14 protein-coding genes are annotated in these 13,021 nt (G+C 64.8%); 8 read left to right on the top strand and 6 right to left on the bottom strand.

Translation table 11 applies throughout. From position 1 onward, the window contains the following. Window positions 1-83: 83 nt before the first annotated feature. The 3 genes from ABZW16_RS21475 to ABZW16_RS21465 all read right to left on the bottom strand — a co-directional run bounded on the left by ABZW16_RS21475 (window position 84) and on the right by ABZW16_RS21465 (window position 2,386). Entirely contained in the window at window positions 84-536 is a 453-nt protein-coding gene (locus ABZW16_RS21475; RefSeq protein WP_354957706.1) for a universal stress protein, read from the bottom strand. A gap of 473 nt (window positions 537-1,009) precedes the next feature. Next, window positions 1,010-1,426, bottom strand: a complete 417-nt coding sequence (locus tag ABZW16_RS21470) for a DoxX family protein (RefSeq protein ID WP_354957705.1) — start codon at window positions 1,424-1,426, stop codon at window positions 1,010-1,012. 78 nt (window positions 1,427-1,504) lie between these two features. Further along, window positions 1,505-2,386, bottom strand: coding sequence for an AraC family transcriptional regulator (locus ABZW16_RS21465; protein WP_354957704.1), 882 nt, complete (start codon window positions 2,384-2,386; stop codon window positions 1,505-1,507). Window positions 2,387-2,439: 53 nt separating this feature from the next. Here ABZW16_RS21465 and ABZW16_RS21460 point away from each other — a divergent pair, with 53 nt between their 5' ends. Further along, on the top strand, window positions 2,440-2,925 hold the full coding sequence (locus ABZW16_RS21460) for a VOC family protein (RefSeq protein WP_354957703.1): 486 nt from the start codon (window positions 2,440-2,442) through the stop codon (window positions 2,923-2,925). Window positions 2,926-2,963: 38 nt separating this feature from the next. Here ABZW16_RS21460 and uvrB read toward each other — a convergent pair whose 3' ends face one another. After that, the gene (uvrB, locus tag ABZW16_RS21455; RefSeq protein ID WP_354957702.1) at window positions 2,964-5,147 is read right to left on the bottom strand and encodes an excinuclease ABC subunit UvrB; all 2,184 of its coding nucleotides are present in this window, start codon (window positions 5,145-5,147) and stop codon (window positions 2,964-2,966) included. A 362-nt stretch (window positions 5,148-5,509) separates the two neighbouring features. Here uvrB and ABZW16_RS21450 point away from each other — a divergent pair, with 362 nt between their 5' ends. From ABZW16_RS21450 to ABZW16_RS21430, 5 genes are all read left to right on the top strand, one after another. Continuing rightward, window positions 5,510-6,148: a hypothetical protein gene (locus tag ABZW16_RS21450; RefSeq protein ID WP_354957701.1), complete on the top strand. Its 639-nt coding sequence runs from the start codon at window positions 5,510-5,512 to the stop codon at window positions 6,146-6,148. A 60-nt stretch (window positions 6,149-6,208) separates the two neighbouring features. Beyond that, entirely contained in the window at window positions 6,209-6,733 is a 525-nt protein-coding gene (locus ABZW16_RS21445) for a DUF402 domain-containing protein (RefSeq protein WP_354957700.1), read from the top strand. A 113-nt stretch (window positions 6,734-6,846) separates the two neighbouring features. After that, window positions 6,847-7,212: a metalloregulator ArsR/SmtB family transcription factor gene (locus ABZW16_RS21440; protein ID WP_354957699.1), complete on the top strand. Its 366-nt coding sequence runs from the start codon at window positions 6,847-6,849 to the stop codon at window positions 7,210-7,212. Further along, window positions 7,209-7,757, top strand: a complete 549-nt coding sequence (locus tag ABZW16_RS21435; protein WP_354957698.1) for a pyridoxamine 5'-phosphate oxidase family protein — start codon at window positions 7,209-7,211, stop codon at window positions 7,755-7,757. Before ABZW16_RS21440 ends, ABZW16_RS21435 begins: the two co-directional genes overlap by 4 nt. Then, a complete protein-coding gene (locus tag ABZW16_RS21430) occupies window positions 7,754-8,218 on the top strand; it encodes an SRPBCC domain-containing protein (protein WP_354957697.1) in 465 nt (154 codons plus the stop codon). The genes ABZW16_RS21435 and ABZW16_RS21430 overlap by 4 nt, the downstream gene beginning before the upstream one ends. A 24-nt stretch (window positions 8,219-8,242) precedes the next feature. Here ABZW16_RS21430 and coaE read toward each other — a convergent pair whose 3' ends face one another. Next, window positions 8,243-9,454 (bottom strand): dephospho-CoA kinase, encoded by a 1,212-nt coding sequence (coaE, locus tag ABZW16_RS21425; protein WP_354957696.1) that lies wholly within the window; start codon window positions 9,452-9,454, stop codon window positions 8,243-8,245. A gap of 351 nt (window positions 9,455-9,805) precedes the next feature. Between coaE and ABZW16_RS21420 the strand changes: the two genes are divergently transcribed. Both ABZW16_RS21420 and ABZW16_RS21415 read left to right on the top strand, forming a co-directional pair. Continuing rightward, window positions 9,806-9,964 carry a hypothetical protein gene (locus tag ABZW16_RS21420; RefSeq protein WP_354957695.1) on the top strand — a complete coding sequence of 53 codons (159 nt, stop codon included), beginning with the start codon at window positions 9,806-9,808 and terminating at the stop codon, window positions 9,962-9,964. 181 nt (window positions 9,965-10,145) lie between these two features. Next, on the top strand, window positions 10,146-12,398 hold the full coding sequence (locus ABZW16_RS21415) for an MMPL family transporter (protein ID WP_354957694.1): 2,253 nt from the start codon (window positions 10,146-10,148) through the stop codon (window positions 12,396-12,398). Here the strand turns inward: ABZW16_RS21415 and ABZW16_RS21410 are convergent. Beyond that, window positions 12,385-13,017 (bottom strand): helix-turn-helix domain-containing protein, encoded by a 633-nt coding sequence (locus ABZW16_RS21410; protein ID WP_354957693.1) that lies wholly within the window; start codon window positions 13,015-13,017, stop codon window positions 12,385-12,387. The genes ABZW16_RS21415 and ABZW16_RS21410 overlap by 14 nt on opposite strands. Window positions 13,018-13,021 lie beyond the last annotated feature (4 nt).

Below are 13,021 nucleotides of genomic sequence, written 5' to 3'. Positions count from 1 at the left end.
ACTGCATTATGCAACTACACCTTACACAAGAGCCTCAACAGCCACCTGCTCGTGGGAGGGCCGGCTGCCGCAGCGGGTTTCACCTACCTGACGGTGTGCACGATCAGCACATCCGAACGCGACTTGCGCGCCACATCCGAGGGCACCGATCCCAGGAGCCGTCCGGCCAGGGTGTTCAGCCCCCGGTTGCCGACGACCAGCAGATCGGCCTCGACCTCCTTGACGAGCCCGAGCAGCGACTCGACGGGCTCACCGACGATTGCCCGCTCGACGATCTCCTCGGCCCCCGCCGCGACCGCGCGGTCTCGGGCGGTGCGCAGGATCTCATTGGTGGGCGCGGAGCCGCGCACCTGGTAGGCCTCATCCTTGAGCACATCGGCGGCCGCGGCGACGTCACGATCGTCGGTCGGGTAGTACGCGCAGGCCACGACCAGGGTCGCACCCGCGGCCCCGGCCAGCGCCGCGGCCTTATCGACGGCGACATACGACGAGTCCGAGCCATCGGTACCGACGACAATGGTCCGGTAGGCGGTCATCTTTCCTCCAACTGTGGTGTCGGGTGCCTGCCTCGGTGCCACTCTGGAGTCGTGGCACCCATGCGGCGACTGGGGTCGACCATAGCGGCAAATCGGCCGGAAATAGCAGAAATCGCAACACATCACACTCCGGGATGTTCCGGCTTTACCGACACGGGTTCACCCGGCGAATGCCGGGAACGGCCTTTGCGACCTGGGCGGATCTAATTTCCGGGTCCGCGAGCTGTGATCCATCACAACCCGTGGCGAACGTTCTTGTGCCCCTGGGATATTCATCACATATCGCAGTTATGGCCGCTATCCGGCAGGAACACGGTCCCGACCGAGGACAGCGCGGAGCGCACTCATCTCGCCGCACTCCTTCCATCCGATTCCGCAGCTATCGTGCTGCGGCTCGGTCAGCCCGATAAATGCAATCGAGCCAAAAAGCGCACAGTATCGGCACGCTCGACACAAATCCGGCCGCGCCGAATCTACAGACCGGTGAATAGTGGACCGGTGATGGTCAATCCGAGTTCGTCGACATGCGCGAAGAATGCGAACAGCATCAGCGAAGCACCGGTGAGGGCGAGATCCTTATTGAAATGGATCATCTCGCCCTGTTTGGCCTGCGGATCGGACTCCTTCCAGAACTGGTGCATCAGCACCGTCGTCGAAAGCAGCGTGATCGCCAGCAGCAGCGACCCCAGGTCCGCCCATACGCCGAGCAGCACACTGAGGCCACCGAGCGCGAACATCACGCCCGAGGCCAGTACCGCGATCCTCGGCAGCGGCAGGCCCCGGTTCTTGGCGTAGTCCGCCATCACCTCGGTCTGTGTGAAATGTCCTGCCGCCGAACTCAAGAACAACACTGAGAAGAGCACCCGCCCGATCAACACCAAGACATCCATGGCCAACTCCTCATTCGCTGATGCGGAGGCCGATTCTCGACCTCGTGTTCGAGTGGTCGAACGCGATCGGTCCTGCAACTACATCCTGGTCGGAACGACCTTCGAAGTCACCTCATTGCGGGAGCGTAGCGAATTCTTGGCATATTCCAGGGGAGCCATTCCGACTTCGGCCGTGAACTCACGTGAGAAATGTGCCTGATCAAAATAGCCCAACTCGGTGGCCAGCGCAGCGAGATCTCGCGTGCGACCGCGCGCCAGTAGATCGGCGCCGTCCTGGAGCCGATATCGGCGCAATACCCATTTCGGCCCGGCCCCGATATACCGCCGGAACATCCGCTGCAGTGTGCGGATCGGGATATCGAACCGGTCGGTGACCTGATCGACCCGGGTCAGTTCTAGATCCTGTTCCATCGCCGCGACGATGCGCAGCACCAGCCGATAGTTGGGATCCGCCGCGGCCTGTCGGCCGATCAGAAAGTCCTCGATGATGCTGCGGCGCTGAGTATCCGAAGGTTCGGCGAGCACGCGGTCGGTCAGGTCTTCGGCCTCGGGCAGCACCTCGGTGAGCGGCACCGCGGCGTCCCGGAAGGCACCGACATCCAGACCGGTGAACGCGCCGAACCCACCCGCGCGGAACCGTACGCCGAAGGTCTCCCCCATACCACTGAGCTCGCGGACGTACTTCGTCGTGCAGACACCGTTGACGAAACCGCCGGTTCGGGATTCGGTGCGTTCGAAGGTGACGTTCATGCACGGGAACGGCAGCACCTCGGCGTAATACGGTGGTCTGCCGGTCAGATCCCAGCGCACCGACCAATACCACTCGACGAATCGGCCGACCTCGGGTCCGGCGGACAGACGAGCCAGCGACCGATGCCTGGCCTGCTCGACCGGATGCAAGATGCCCTTCACATTGTCGGGCGCGGGCACCGAAACCGGCTCGTCGTGGGTCCCGGTCACGGCTGTCGCTTTCTTACAAGACCACGCGGTCGCGAACGACCAGGCTTATCGGCATGAGCGAAACCGTGAACACCGAGACCGTGAACCCCATTGCCGATGGCTATCACTCGATCACCTGCTTCCTGGCGGTTCCCGATGGAAACAAGGCAATCGAGTTCTACACCAACGTCTTCGAGGCCGAGGTGATCAGCCGCAACGATCTTCCCGACGGTCAGCCCGCGCATGCCGAACTGAAGATCGGCGACTCGACCCTGCAACTGGGCATGCCCATTCCGGACAACAATGTCCTGGCCCCCAATGGTGAATGGGTGCACACCTCGATCGTGCACTACTGCCCCGATGTCGACGCGGTCATCAAACGCGCCATCGACAACGGTGCGCGCAATGCGGAGGAGCCGCAGACCTTTGTCACCGGCGACCGCTTCGGCGTGGTGATCGACCCCTTCGGCCACCGCTGGGCGGTGCTGACCAAGGTCGAGAACGTCTCCCGTGACGAGGCCGAGCGTCGCGTCAACGAATGGATGGCCACCCAGAGCTGAGCAACGCCGAGCCAGGCGGCGTCGAAAGACGCCGCCGCTCAACTCAACCCCGCGGCATCCATTCCGCGCAGTTCCTTCTTCAGATCCGCGATCTCATCGCGCAGCCGCCCGGCCAACTCGAACTGCAGCTCCCGCGCCGCATTCATCATCTGTGCGGTGAGTTCCTTGACCAGATCGGCCAATTCGGCCCGCGGCATCGACTTGATATCGCGCCCTTCGTAGACCCCCGCGCTCACCGCCCGCCCCGGCTCGCCCTGGGCACGGCGGCCGCGGCTGACATTGCGGCCCGATCCGCCGACGGCCACCTCGCTGTCGTCGGCCTCCTGATACACCTGATCCAGGATGTCTGCGATCTTCTTACGCAGCGGCTGCGGATCGATGCCCATCGACTCGTTGTAGGCGACCTGCTTGGCCCGGCGGCGGTCGGTCTCATCGATGGCATGACGCATCGAGTCGGTGACCTTGTCCGCGTACATGTGCACTTCACCGGAGACATTGCGGGCCGCGCGGCCGATGGTCTGGATGAGGCTGGTACTGCTGCGCAGGAAGCCCTCCTTATCCGCGTCCAGGATCGCGACCAATGACACCTCGGGCAGGTCGAGGCCCTCGCGGAGCAGGTTGATGCCGACGAGCACGTCGTACTCACCGAGCCGCAACTGCCGCAGCAGCTCGACCCGGCGCAGCGTATCGATTTCCGAGTGCAGATACCGCACCCGCACACCCAGGCCGAGCAGGTAGTCGGTGAGGTCCTCGGCCATCTTCTTGGTCAGTGTGGTGACGAGCACCCGCTCGTCGCGTTCGGTCCGCAGCCGGATCTCATGGACCAGATCATCGATCTGCCCCTTGGTCGGCTTGACCACCACCTGCGGATCGACCAGACCCGTCGGCCGGATCACCTGCTCGACGACCTCACCACCGGCCTGGCCGAGTTCATACGGCCCCGGCGTGGCCGACAGATAGACCGCCTGCCCGATCCGCTCCGCGAACTCCTCCCAGGTCAGCGGCCGATTGTCGATGGCCGAGGGCAGCCGGAACCCGTACTCGACCAGATTGCGCTTGCGCGACATATCGCCCTCGTACATGCCGCCGATCTGTGGGACGGTGACATGCGACTCGTCGATGACGAGCAGGAAGTCCTCCGGAAAATAGTCCAGCAATGTCGCGGGCGCGGAACCCGCCGGACGCCCGTCGATATGACGCGAGTAGTTCTCGATGCCCGAACAGAACCCGACCTGCCGGATCATCTCCAGGTCGTACTGCGTGCGCATCCGCAATCGCTGCGCCTCCAACAGCTTGCCCTGGCGCTCCAGCTCCGCCAGCCGCTCCTCGAGTTCGGTCTCGATATGGCCGACGGCGCGTTCCATCCGCTCCGGACCTGCCACGTAATGCGTCGCCGGGAAGATCCGCACGGTATCGACCTGCCGCACCACATCGCCGGTGAGCGGATGCAGGTAGTACAGCGCATCGATCTCGTCGCCGAAGAATTCGATGCGGACCGCGAGTTCCTCATAGGACGGGATGATCTCGACGGTATCGCCGCGTACCCGGAACGAACCGCGGGTGAAGGACATGTCGTTGCGGGTGTACTGCACGTCGACGAGCAGCCGCAGGAGCGCGTCCCGATCGATCTCGGTGCCGACCTCCAACTGCACCGACCGATCCAGATACGACTGCGGCGTACCGAGACCGTAGATGCACGACACCGAGGCCACCACAACGACATCGCGGCGCGAGAGCAGGCTCGAGGTGGCCGAATGCCGCAACCGCTCGACATCGTCGTTGATCGAGCTGTCCTTTTCGATATAGGTATCGGTCTGCGCGATATATGCCTCGGGTTGGTAGTAGTCGTAGTACGAGACGAAGTACTCGACGGCATTGTTGGGCAACATCTCTCGCAACTCATTGGCCAGCTGCGCGGCGAGGGTCTTGTTCGGCGCCATTACCAGCGTCGGCCGCTGCAACCGCTCGATGAGCCACGCGGTGGTCGCCGACTTACCGGTACCGGTGGCACCGAGCAGCACCACATCGCGCTCGCCCGCCTTGATGCGGCGCTCGAGTTCATTGATGGCCGTGGGCTGGTCGCCCGCGGGGCGATGTTCGCTGACAACCTGGAACTGCCCATCGGCCCGCTCGATCTCCCCGACCGGCCGAAATTCCGAATGCGCCAGCGGAGTGCCCCGGTCCTCGTAGCCTTCCGCCGGGATTTCGGTTGCGAATGCCATGGTCCCCAGCCTAGGCCCAGGCACCGACAGATTCGCGGCCCTGCGGATCCACCAGCCGAACTGTGGGGAATCGGCTCTGATCCCGCTCGGTACACCTGGCCGCCCACGGTGACGTTTCCACCCGCGACCTTCAAATGGTGATCGACCGCCGCTATTCCCATCCGTGGCCGGCCGAGGTTGCCGAACCACCTCTGGATCACGATCGAATAGCCGTTACGCGCTCTATCGCACCGCCTCGGACCAGCGCCGATGCATAGGCCGTTACCTGTCCTAAATGTCCGTTGCCGCAACGAAATTCGTCGAGCGCGCACCGCTGGTTCCGGGTGTAGCCTAGTTTGGTTGTCGGAACTGAGGATGAGGCCATGAGCGCTCTGATTCCATTGCTTGCCGCTGCGCCCGCCGTGACCGGAATCGCCGGTTATGTCGCGCGAGACTTACGCGGGCTGGCTCCCGCGAACCCCACAACTTCGACCGCCGCACCGGGATCACCGATGACAACCCAACTGAGACCGCAGATAGAACACTTCAATATCGCCGAACTGACCATGACCGACCCCAAGGGTTATGTGCGGCCGATAGACCGGGTGCACATCGAACCGTGGGGTCTGTACGTGGCACGCACCGTCAACGGTCCGCGGATCCAGTACCTGGAGACCTGGCTGCTGCCCGAACTCTGGTTGCGCGTGACGATCGCGCACTACCAGCCGGGGCATCACCGCGACCTGGACTACTGCCTGCATATCGGCGAGTACACCCGGATCGAGCCGAAGCGCTGGAAGTCCATGGACCAGTACCTCGAGATCGCGGTGCGGCACGGCCGAGCGGCCCAACTGCGTGGCGTCGACGAGTTGCTGACCGCACATGCGGCCGGTCTGATCGATACCACCCATGCGCACCACGCCCTCGACCGAGCGGCCAAGACAATGGCGGGTGTGGCGGCGCACGGCCACGAGGTGGAGCCCTGGCTCGCCACTCAGGAGATCACACTGACCTGGATGTAGCCCAGCAGCCCCGCCGCCATACCACTCGACGTGGCCGCAACGGCGGTAGATTCTGTTTGCATGACACAGGCACCATCAGTGGACGTGCACAGGCCCAAGGTCGAGTACTTCAACCTCGCGGAACTGACCAACACGGACCCGAAGGGCTTCATCCGGCCGGTCGAGCGCTACCGCGCCGAACCATGGGGCCTGTACATGGCACGCACCTCGGACCATCCACAGTTCCACTACATGGAATCGTGGCTGCTGCCCGGACTTTCCATCCGAGTAACGGTCTTCCACTACAACCCGGCACACCGGCGCGATCAGGACTACTACCTCGATATCGGCCAATTCACCCAGGTCGAGCCGAAGAAGTGGAAGGCGGTGGACCACTACCTCGATATCGTGGTGCGCTCCGAGCGCGAGACCGAACTGCTCGATATCGACGAATTGCTGGCCGCGCACGCCGCTGGCCTGATCACCCTCGCCGAGGCCACGGCCGCGATCGACAACGCATCGATCGCCATCGACGGCATCGCCGCCAATGGCTACTCACTCGAGCGCTGGCTCGACACGCTCGACATCACCCTGACCTGGCTGTAACCGCACGGCCCTCCCGGCACTGACCGGATTCCTCGCCAGCCCCTTGACAGGCCGGTGCCTGTCGGCGCACCATTTAACCAATCAGTTAATTAGCCAACTGGTTTAATACATCCATGACGGACGACCGGACCATGACGGACAGCTCCAAGGCCGACGACCTCAGCCGAACCTTCGCCGCACTCGCGGACCCGACCAGGCGAGCCATCCTCGCCCGGCTCGCCGAGGGCGAAGCGAGCGTCACCGAACTCGCGGAACCGTTCGCCATGAGCCTGCCCGCGATCTCGAAACACCTGAAGGTGCTCGAGCGCGCCGGGCTCATCACCCGTGGCCAGCACGCGCAATGGCGCCCGTGCCGACTGGAGGCGGCGCCGCTCGGTGCGGCCACCGATTGGCTGGACCGGTATCGGAAATTCTGGGACGCCCGTTTCGATCGGCTCGACGAACATCTGCGACGAATACAGCAAAAGGACACCCCATGACCTCGAAGCCACCCGATCTCGCAACGCTGCCCCAGGGCGATGTGCGCCTGCTCGATACCGAATTGGCCCAGCGGCTACTGGCGGCGAATATCCCGGCACGGCTGGCCTGCACCGCGGCCGACGGCACACCGCGAGTGCTGCCGATCAATTTCTGGTGGAACGGCACCGAGGTGGTCATGGCCGGTTTCGCACCGTCGAAGAAGGCGAAGATGCTGCGGGCCAGACCCGATGTCGCCATCACCATCGACACCAATTCCGCACCGCCCGAGACATTACTGATCAGGGGACGCGCCGAGGTGTCCGAAATGGACGGGCTCGCACCGGAATACGCGGCCGCCATGCGCAAGGGCGGCGCGGATACGGTCGCCGACTACCTCACCTTCCTGACCGAACTGGCGCCGCGGATGGAGCGAATCGTGGTGCGGCCCAACTGGGTCGGCCTGATGGACTTCCGCACCAGATTCCCCGAGGGCGCCCCCGATTGGATGACCGGTGCCGACAGCCGCGCACCCCACCCCGAACACGAGGAGACGACACTGTCATGAGCGAGCGATCCATCAACACAGCCGAGCGCGAATTCACCATCGTCCGAGTCTTCGACGCCCCGCGCGAGCTGGTCTTCCAGGCCTGGCTCGATCCCGATCAGCTGGTCGAATGGGCTGGGCCGGAGGGCTTTTCGACACCACGCGACAGCATCGTGGTGGAGCCGGGAGTCGGCGGCCGCTATGCGTCGGCCATGGTCGCCGACGCCGATGGCACCAGCTTCCCGAGCGCGGGGGTGTTCCGGGAGATCACCGAACCCGAACGCCTGGTCTTCACCTGGGGCGATCCGACCGGCGACGGCAGCGCCGAGCGCGAATCGGTGATCACGGTGACCTTCGACGAAACCGCTGACGCCAAGACCACCATGACCTTCCACCTGCTGGCCCCCGGACCGCTGAGTCCCGAGGACGACGCGAAGCGGGGCTGGGGGCAGAGCCTGGACCGACTGGCCACACTGTTCTGATCGCCCGAAAAGCCTTCGCGCAGATCAGTGTTCGACGCTGTCCCGCCAGACCGCGGCCCGAGTGTAGGCAGCGTCGAACCACGGCTCCTTGACATCCAGGTAGGCCAGCGTGGCCGCCTCCCCGGTCAACCCGGCTGCCTTGGCCGCACCCTCGCGCTTGATCTCCAGATACTCCGCGCGCACCGCCGCGTCGGCGCGCAGCCAGTCCCGAAAAAGCAATGCGAACTCCTGACCGGGTGAGCCCGCGACTCGAATATGCACATTGGCCAGTCGCCCCGGATCGGCGCTCTGGTGAAATCGCTTGGTCCACAATGCCGTATCGGTACCCGCCGGATCTGTCGCCGTCGGTTTCGGATTATCGCCGGTGGTATCCGGACGAACCGGAAAACCAGCCGCACCCAACGCATCCCGCAGTCCGTCGGCGGCCGCCATATCCGCGACGGTGATCTGCAGATCGATCACATCCTTGGCGGGCAATTCGGGCACCGAGGTCGAACCGATGTGATCGATCCGCGACGCCACCGGACCGCAGGCCACCCACAGCCGGGCGATGAGCCGCTGCGCCTGTGCCGCCCACTCCGGATCGGCGGGCACCAAGCGCACCTCTTTCCGCCGCGCCGGTGTCCCGGTGCGCAGACCGGCCTCGAACGGCACCAGCCGTTCCGCCCACAATTGCCGGATCACCGGTTCGATCTCCCCCGGCGCGCCGCTATTGTCCAACAGCACATCCGCGGCGGCATGCCGCTGTTCATCGGTGGCCTGGGCCGAAATACGCGCCCGCGCATCCGATTCGGAAACGCCCCGGAATTCCGCCAGGCGCCTTATCCGAATTTCCGCGGGCACGTCGACAATCAATACGAGATTCATCAGCGGTGCGAGGCCGTTCTCGACCAACAGCGGAATATCTTGAACAAGAATCGCATTCGCCGGTGCGGCGGCAATTAATTCCGCGGTGCGTTTACCGACCAACGGATGGACAATGGAATTCAGCGTCGCGCGCGCCTCGTCGTTCCCGAATGCCTTGGCCGCCAGGACGGGGCGGTCCAGGGTCCCGTCGGCGGCGAGGATATCGGGCCCGAACGCCTCGACCAACGCCGCAAGGCCCTCGGTACCCGGTTCGACGACCTCTCTGGCGATCACGTCGGAGTCGACGATCACCGCGCCGAGCTCGGCGAGAATCCGCGCCACCGTCGACTTGCCCGCTCCCATGCCTCCGGTGAGGCCGATCCGCAACATTCGACCAGTCTCGCATCCGCGAGCACCCACCGAACGAACGCCCTGGCCCGCGAACCGCACCCAATCGGGGTGAATACCCACTCGCGCCGCGCATTCCACCATCTGAAACGCCATTTGCCCGATCCGTGACTCCGTCGAGACCATCTCGCAACATTTCCGGTCGAATCGCGGACACGAGCGACAACTTTCCGACACGCCAAGGCAATTACTTGCGCAAAATACTCTGCCGAGCACTTTCGTTCGGCTAATCTTCGCCGAGGCGATCCAGGCCAGTACCAGCAAAGCAAAGGACCACCATTGGGCACCGAAATCAACCAGGCGGGTCGCCACCGTCTGGGAAGAGCGGGGGGCATGCACTGCATCAAGCACCCCGCCGTCGCGGCCGCGCTCGCTGAGCACCGCCGTTCATGGTTCACCGCGCTGATCAGCCCCGCGCGGCACAGCTTCGCCGCCATGCGAAAACGCTCCGCTGCGGCGACGGCGTACTGGGCACCTGCGACCGCCACCTGAGCCCAGCCGCCCATCCGGCCAAAGACTTCCCGTGACCCAGCCCAATCGGAGCTGGGTCACTTTGTGCTGCCGTCACCAGCCGCACCATCCTGACAGTCACTTGCACTTTCTCCGCACCCCTCCTTACGATGGCTGAAAATGTCTGAGAGTGACTCTCAGGTTGCTATCTTCTGGAGGGGCGATGGCTCAGCTGACCGCAACCGGACCTGGCGCAGCGGAGTCCGTCAGCTCAGGGAAACCGGGCGCGGTCGGCCGGTGGGGAGTCCTGATGGCCCGCCATCGGCGCATCGTGCTCGGCGCATGGCTGCTGTTCGTCATTGCCTGCGGATCGGCCTATCCGGCCCTGCACGACCGCCTCAGTACCCCCGACTATTCCGTCCCCGGCTCCGAATCGGTTGCCGTCGATCACCTTGTGGCCGAACACTTCGCGCGCTTCGGCACCGAACAGGACCTCATCGTCTTCCACTCCGCCCAGCACACAGTCGACACACCGGAATTCCGTGCGGTGCTGGATCGGGCGCTCGGCACAACCCGCGCTACCGCGGGGGTAGCGGGGGCAATCGGCCCGTTCGAAGGCAATGCGGCGGCCCAGATCTCGGCCGACCGGCATACCGCCTTCGGCATTGTCGGCGTGAACGGCGAGACACCCGAACGCGTCGAGATCGCCAGAGAGCTGCAAACCGAGCTGGCGGCCGCATCGGGTTCCGGTGTCGAGGTCATGATGACCGGATTCGCGCCAGCACAGGCCGACCTCATCGAGATCGAGACCGCCGATATGCAGCGCGCCGAAGCCATCGGCCTGCCGGTGGCGACCGCGGTGCTGGTGCTCGCCCTCGGCGCGGTGGTCGCGGCCACCCTGCCCATTACGGTCACCGCGGCGGGCATCGCGGTCGCTGTCGGGGCGCTATTCGGCCTGACCACCTTCCTCACCTTCGATTCGCTGGTGCTCTCGGTGGCCACCATGATCGCGACCGGCACCGCGATCGACTACGCGATGTTCATCGTCAGCCGATTCAACGAGGAGCTGACCCGTCGCGGCGTGCGCGACCGAAAATCCACCGGGGCCATCGCGGCGGCGGTCGGCACCGCCATCGATACGACCGGCCGCACCATCCTGGCGTCGGGATTCATCGTGATGATCTCGCTGTGCGCGCTGTCGGTGGTCGGACTGCCGATGCTGAACGGCGTCGCGACCGGCGTGGTGGTCGCGGTCATCGCCACCCTGATCGCGGCATTCACCCTGCTGCCCGCATTGCTGGCGACATTGGGTCCGGCGGTGAATCGCGGCGCGCTGCCGGTCCGGCTGCGACCGGCCGAGGTCCGATCCGCGGCGGCATCGAGTGCGTGGGCCCGGTGGGCGCATACCGTAATGGGACGCCCCGTGCTCTTCGGCGCGATCGGTGTCGGTCTGCTGCTTGCCGCGGCGGCACCGATCACCGGCATTCGCTACGGCGTCGATATGGGGCTCAGCTCGCTGGCGGATCGACCGACTGGGCAGGCAACCGAACTCGTCCAGCAGAACTTCGGGCCCGGTCTGCTCGCACCGATCGAAGTGGTCCTCACCGGCCCGGACGGCGGACCGCTCAGCGACGAAACCCGTTCCGACACCAACCGATTCGGCGCCGAGCTGGCCCGTGATCCGCGCATTGCCACGGTGCTGCCGCAGCAGGCGGATGGCAGAGCGCTCGCCGTCGTTGTCCCCAAGGCCGCATTCGATTCGACTGCGGCCACCGATGTGGTCGTCGATATTCGTTCTCGTGCAGCGGCTCTCGATGGTGTCGAGGTTCGGGTCGGCGGGACTTCCGCATCGTTCGCCGATGTGTCGCACCGGATCACCGCCCGCTTCCCATGGGTGATCGCACTCGTGCTGACGGTATCGCTGGCATTCCTGATCGTCGCGTTCCGCAGTATCGTATTGGCGCTCAAGGCGATTCTGCTGAATCTGCTCGCCACCGGCGCCGCGCTCGGCCTCACCGTCGCGGTATTCCAGCATGGCATCGGCGAATCCGCGCTCGGATTCCACAGCACCGGATTCCTGCAGGTGTATCTGCCGATGCTGGTCTTCGCGGTGCTGTTCGGCCTGTCCATGGATTACGAGGTATTCCTGATCCGGCGGATGAAGGAGCACTGGAACGAATCCGGCGACAATACCGCCGCGGTCGCCGATGGGCTGCAGCGCACCGCGCGGCCGATCACCGCGGCGGCCGCCATCATGGTCGCGGTCTTCGCCAGCTTCCTGACCGCGAATGTGCTGGAGCTGAAGCAGATCGGGTTCGCACTGGCCGTGGCCATTACGATCGATGCGGTGCTGGTCCGGCTGGTGTTGGTGCCCGCGTTCATGCAGTTGTTCGGCCGGTGGAACTGGTGGCTGCCGCGGTTCGGCAAGCGTCCGGTCCCGCGCGCGCTGGCAGCCAGCGCGACTAGCGGAACATGACCTCGATCGAATCGACGATCGATCCGATGGCCTTGGTATAGACATCCTTGAGACGTTCGGCGAAACCCGTTGCGGCCCAATGGTCCAGGGCCGCGACACAACCCCACACCCCGGCTGCCGCCGCGATGCCGATGGCCAGATCGTCGGAGCTGCGGCCGGTCCGCTCGGCGAACAGCAGTCGGAATTGGTCTGCCATATCCCGCATCTGGCGGGTTTGGCCATCTCGGATCTCCGGAATCGAGACAACATACTGCAGGCGCCTGCGGATCCGAAGTTCGGATTCCGGGGTCAGCAACGACTCGATCAGCACCGGCACGATCAGCCGCGCGACCCGCACCAACTCGGCGGGCTCGACGATTTCGCCACCGCCCGCGGTCCGCATCACATCCAGCACCCGGGGATCGGCCTCGTCGTAGAGAACCAGCATTTCCTTGGTGCCGAAATACCGGTAGACCGAACTCGGCGACACACCGGCCGCCGCCGCGACCCGCTCCACCGTCACATTGCGGTACCCGTGCTCGTCGAACAGATCCAGCGCCACCTGCTGGATGCGGCTCATCGCCTCGATCTTCCTGCGCTCCCAGGCGGTCGAGGGATACTCCACGGCGGACTCCGACATCAGG

Source organism: Nocardia sp. NPDC004604 (assembly GCF_040609795.1).
Classification (GTDB): Bacteria; Actinomycetota; Actinomycetes; order Mycobacteriales; family Mycobacteriaceae; genus Nocardia.
This window is presented reverse-complemented; position numbering and strand designations above follow the sequence as displayed.

Excerpts from the sequence above, each read along its gene's own strand:
- ABZW16_RS21460 (WP_354957703.1), top strand. The coding sequence starts at position 2,440 with ATGAGCGAAACCGTGAACACCGAGACCGTGAACCCCATTGCCGATGGC.
- ABZW16_RS21470 (WP_354957705.1), bottom strand. The coding sequence starts at position 1,426 with ATGGATGTCTTGGTGTTGATCGGGCGGGTGCTCTTCTCAGTGTTGTTC.
- ABZW16_RS21410 (WP_354957693.1), bottom strand. The coding sequence starts at position 13,017 with ATGTCGGAGTCCGCCGTGGAGTATCCCTCGACCGCCTGGGAGCGCAGG.
- ABZW16_RS21440 (WP_354957699.1), top strand. The coding sequence starts at position 6,847 with ATGACGGACGACCGGACCATGACGGACAGCTCCAAGGCCGACGACCTC.
- ABZW16_RS21420 (WP_354957695.1), top strand. The coding sequence starts at position 9,806 with ATGCACTGCATCAAGCACCCCGCCGTCGCGGCCGCGCTCGCTGAGCAC.
- ABZW16_RS21445 (WP_354957700.1), top strand. The coding sequence starts at position 6,209 with ATGACACAGGCACCATCAGTGGACGTGCACAGGCCCAAGGTCGAGTAC.
- ABZW16_RS21430 (WP_354957697.1), top strand. The coding sequence starts at position 7,754 with ATGAGCGAGCGATCCATCAACACAGCCGAGCGCGAATTCACCATCGTC.
- ABZW16_RS21450 (WP_354957701.1), top strand. The coding sequence starts at position 5,510 with ATGAGCGCTCTGATTCCATTGCTTGCCGCTGCGCCCGCCGTGACCGGA.
- coaE (WP_354957696.1), bottom strand. The coding sequence starts at position 9,454 with ATGTTGCGGATCGGCCTCACCGGAGGCATGGGAGCGGGCAAGTCGACG.
- ABZW16_RS21415 (WP_354957694.1), top strand. The coding sequence starts at position 10,146 with ATGGCTCAGCTGACCGCAACCGGACCTGGCGCAGCGGAGTCCGTCAGC.
- uvrB (WP_354957702.1), bottom strand. The coding sequence starts at position 5,147 with ATGGCATTCGCAACCGAAATCCCGGCGGAAGGCTACGAGGACCGGGGC.
- ABZW16_RS21475 (WP_354957706.1), bottom strand. The coding sequence starts at position 536 with ATGACCGCCTACCGGACCATTGTCGTCGGTACCGATGGCTCGGACTCG.
- ABZW16_RS21435 (WP_354957698.1), top strand. The coding sequence starts at position 7,209 with ATGACCTCGAAGCCACCCGATCTCGCAACGCTGCCCCAGGGCGATGTG.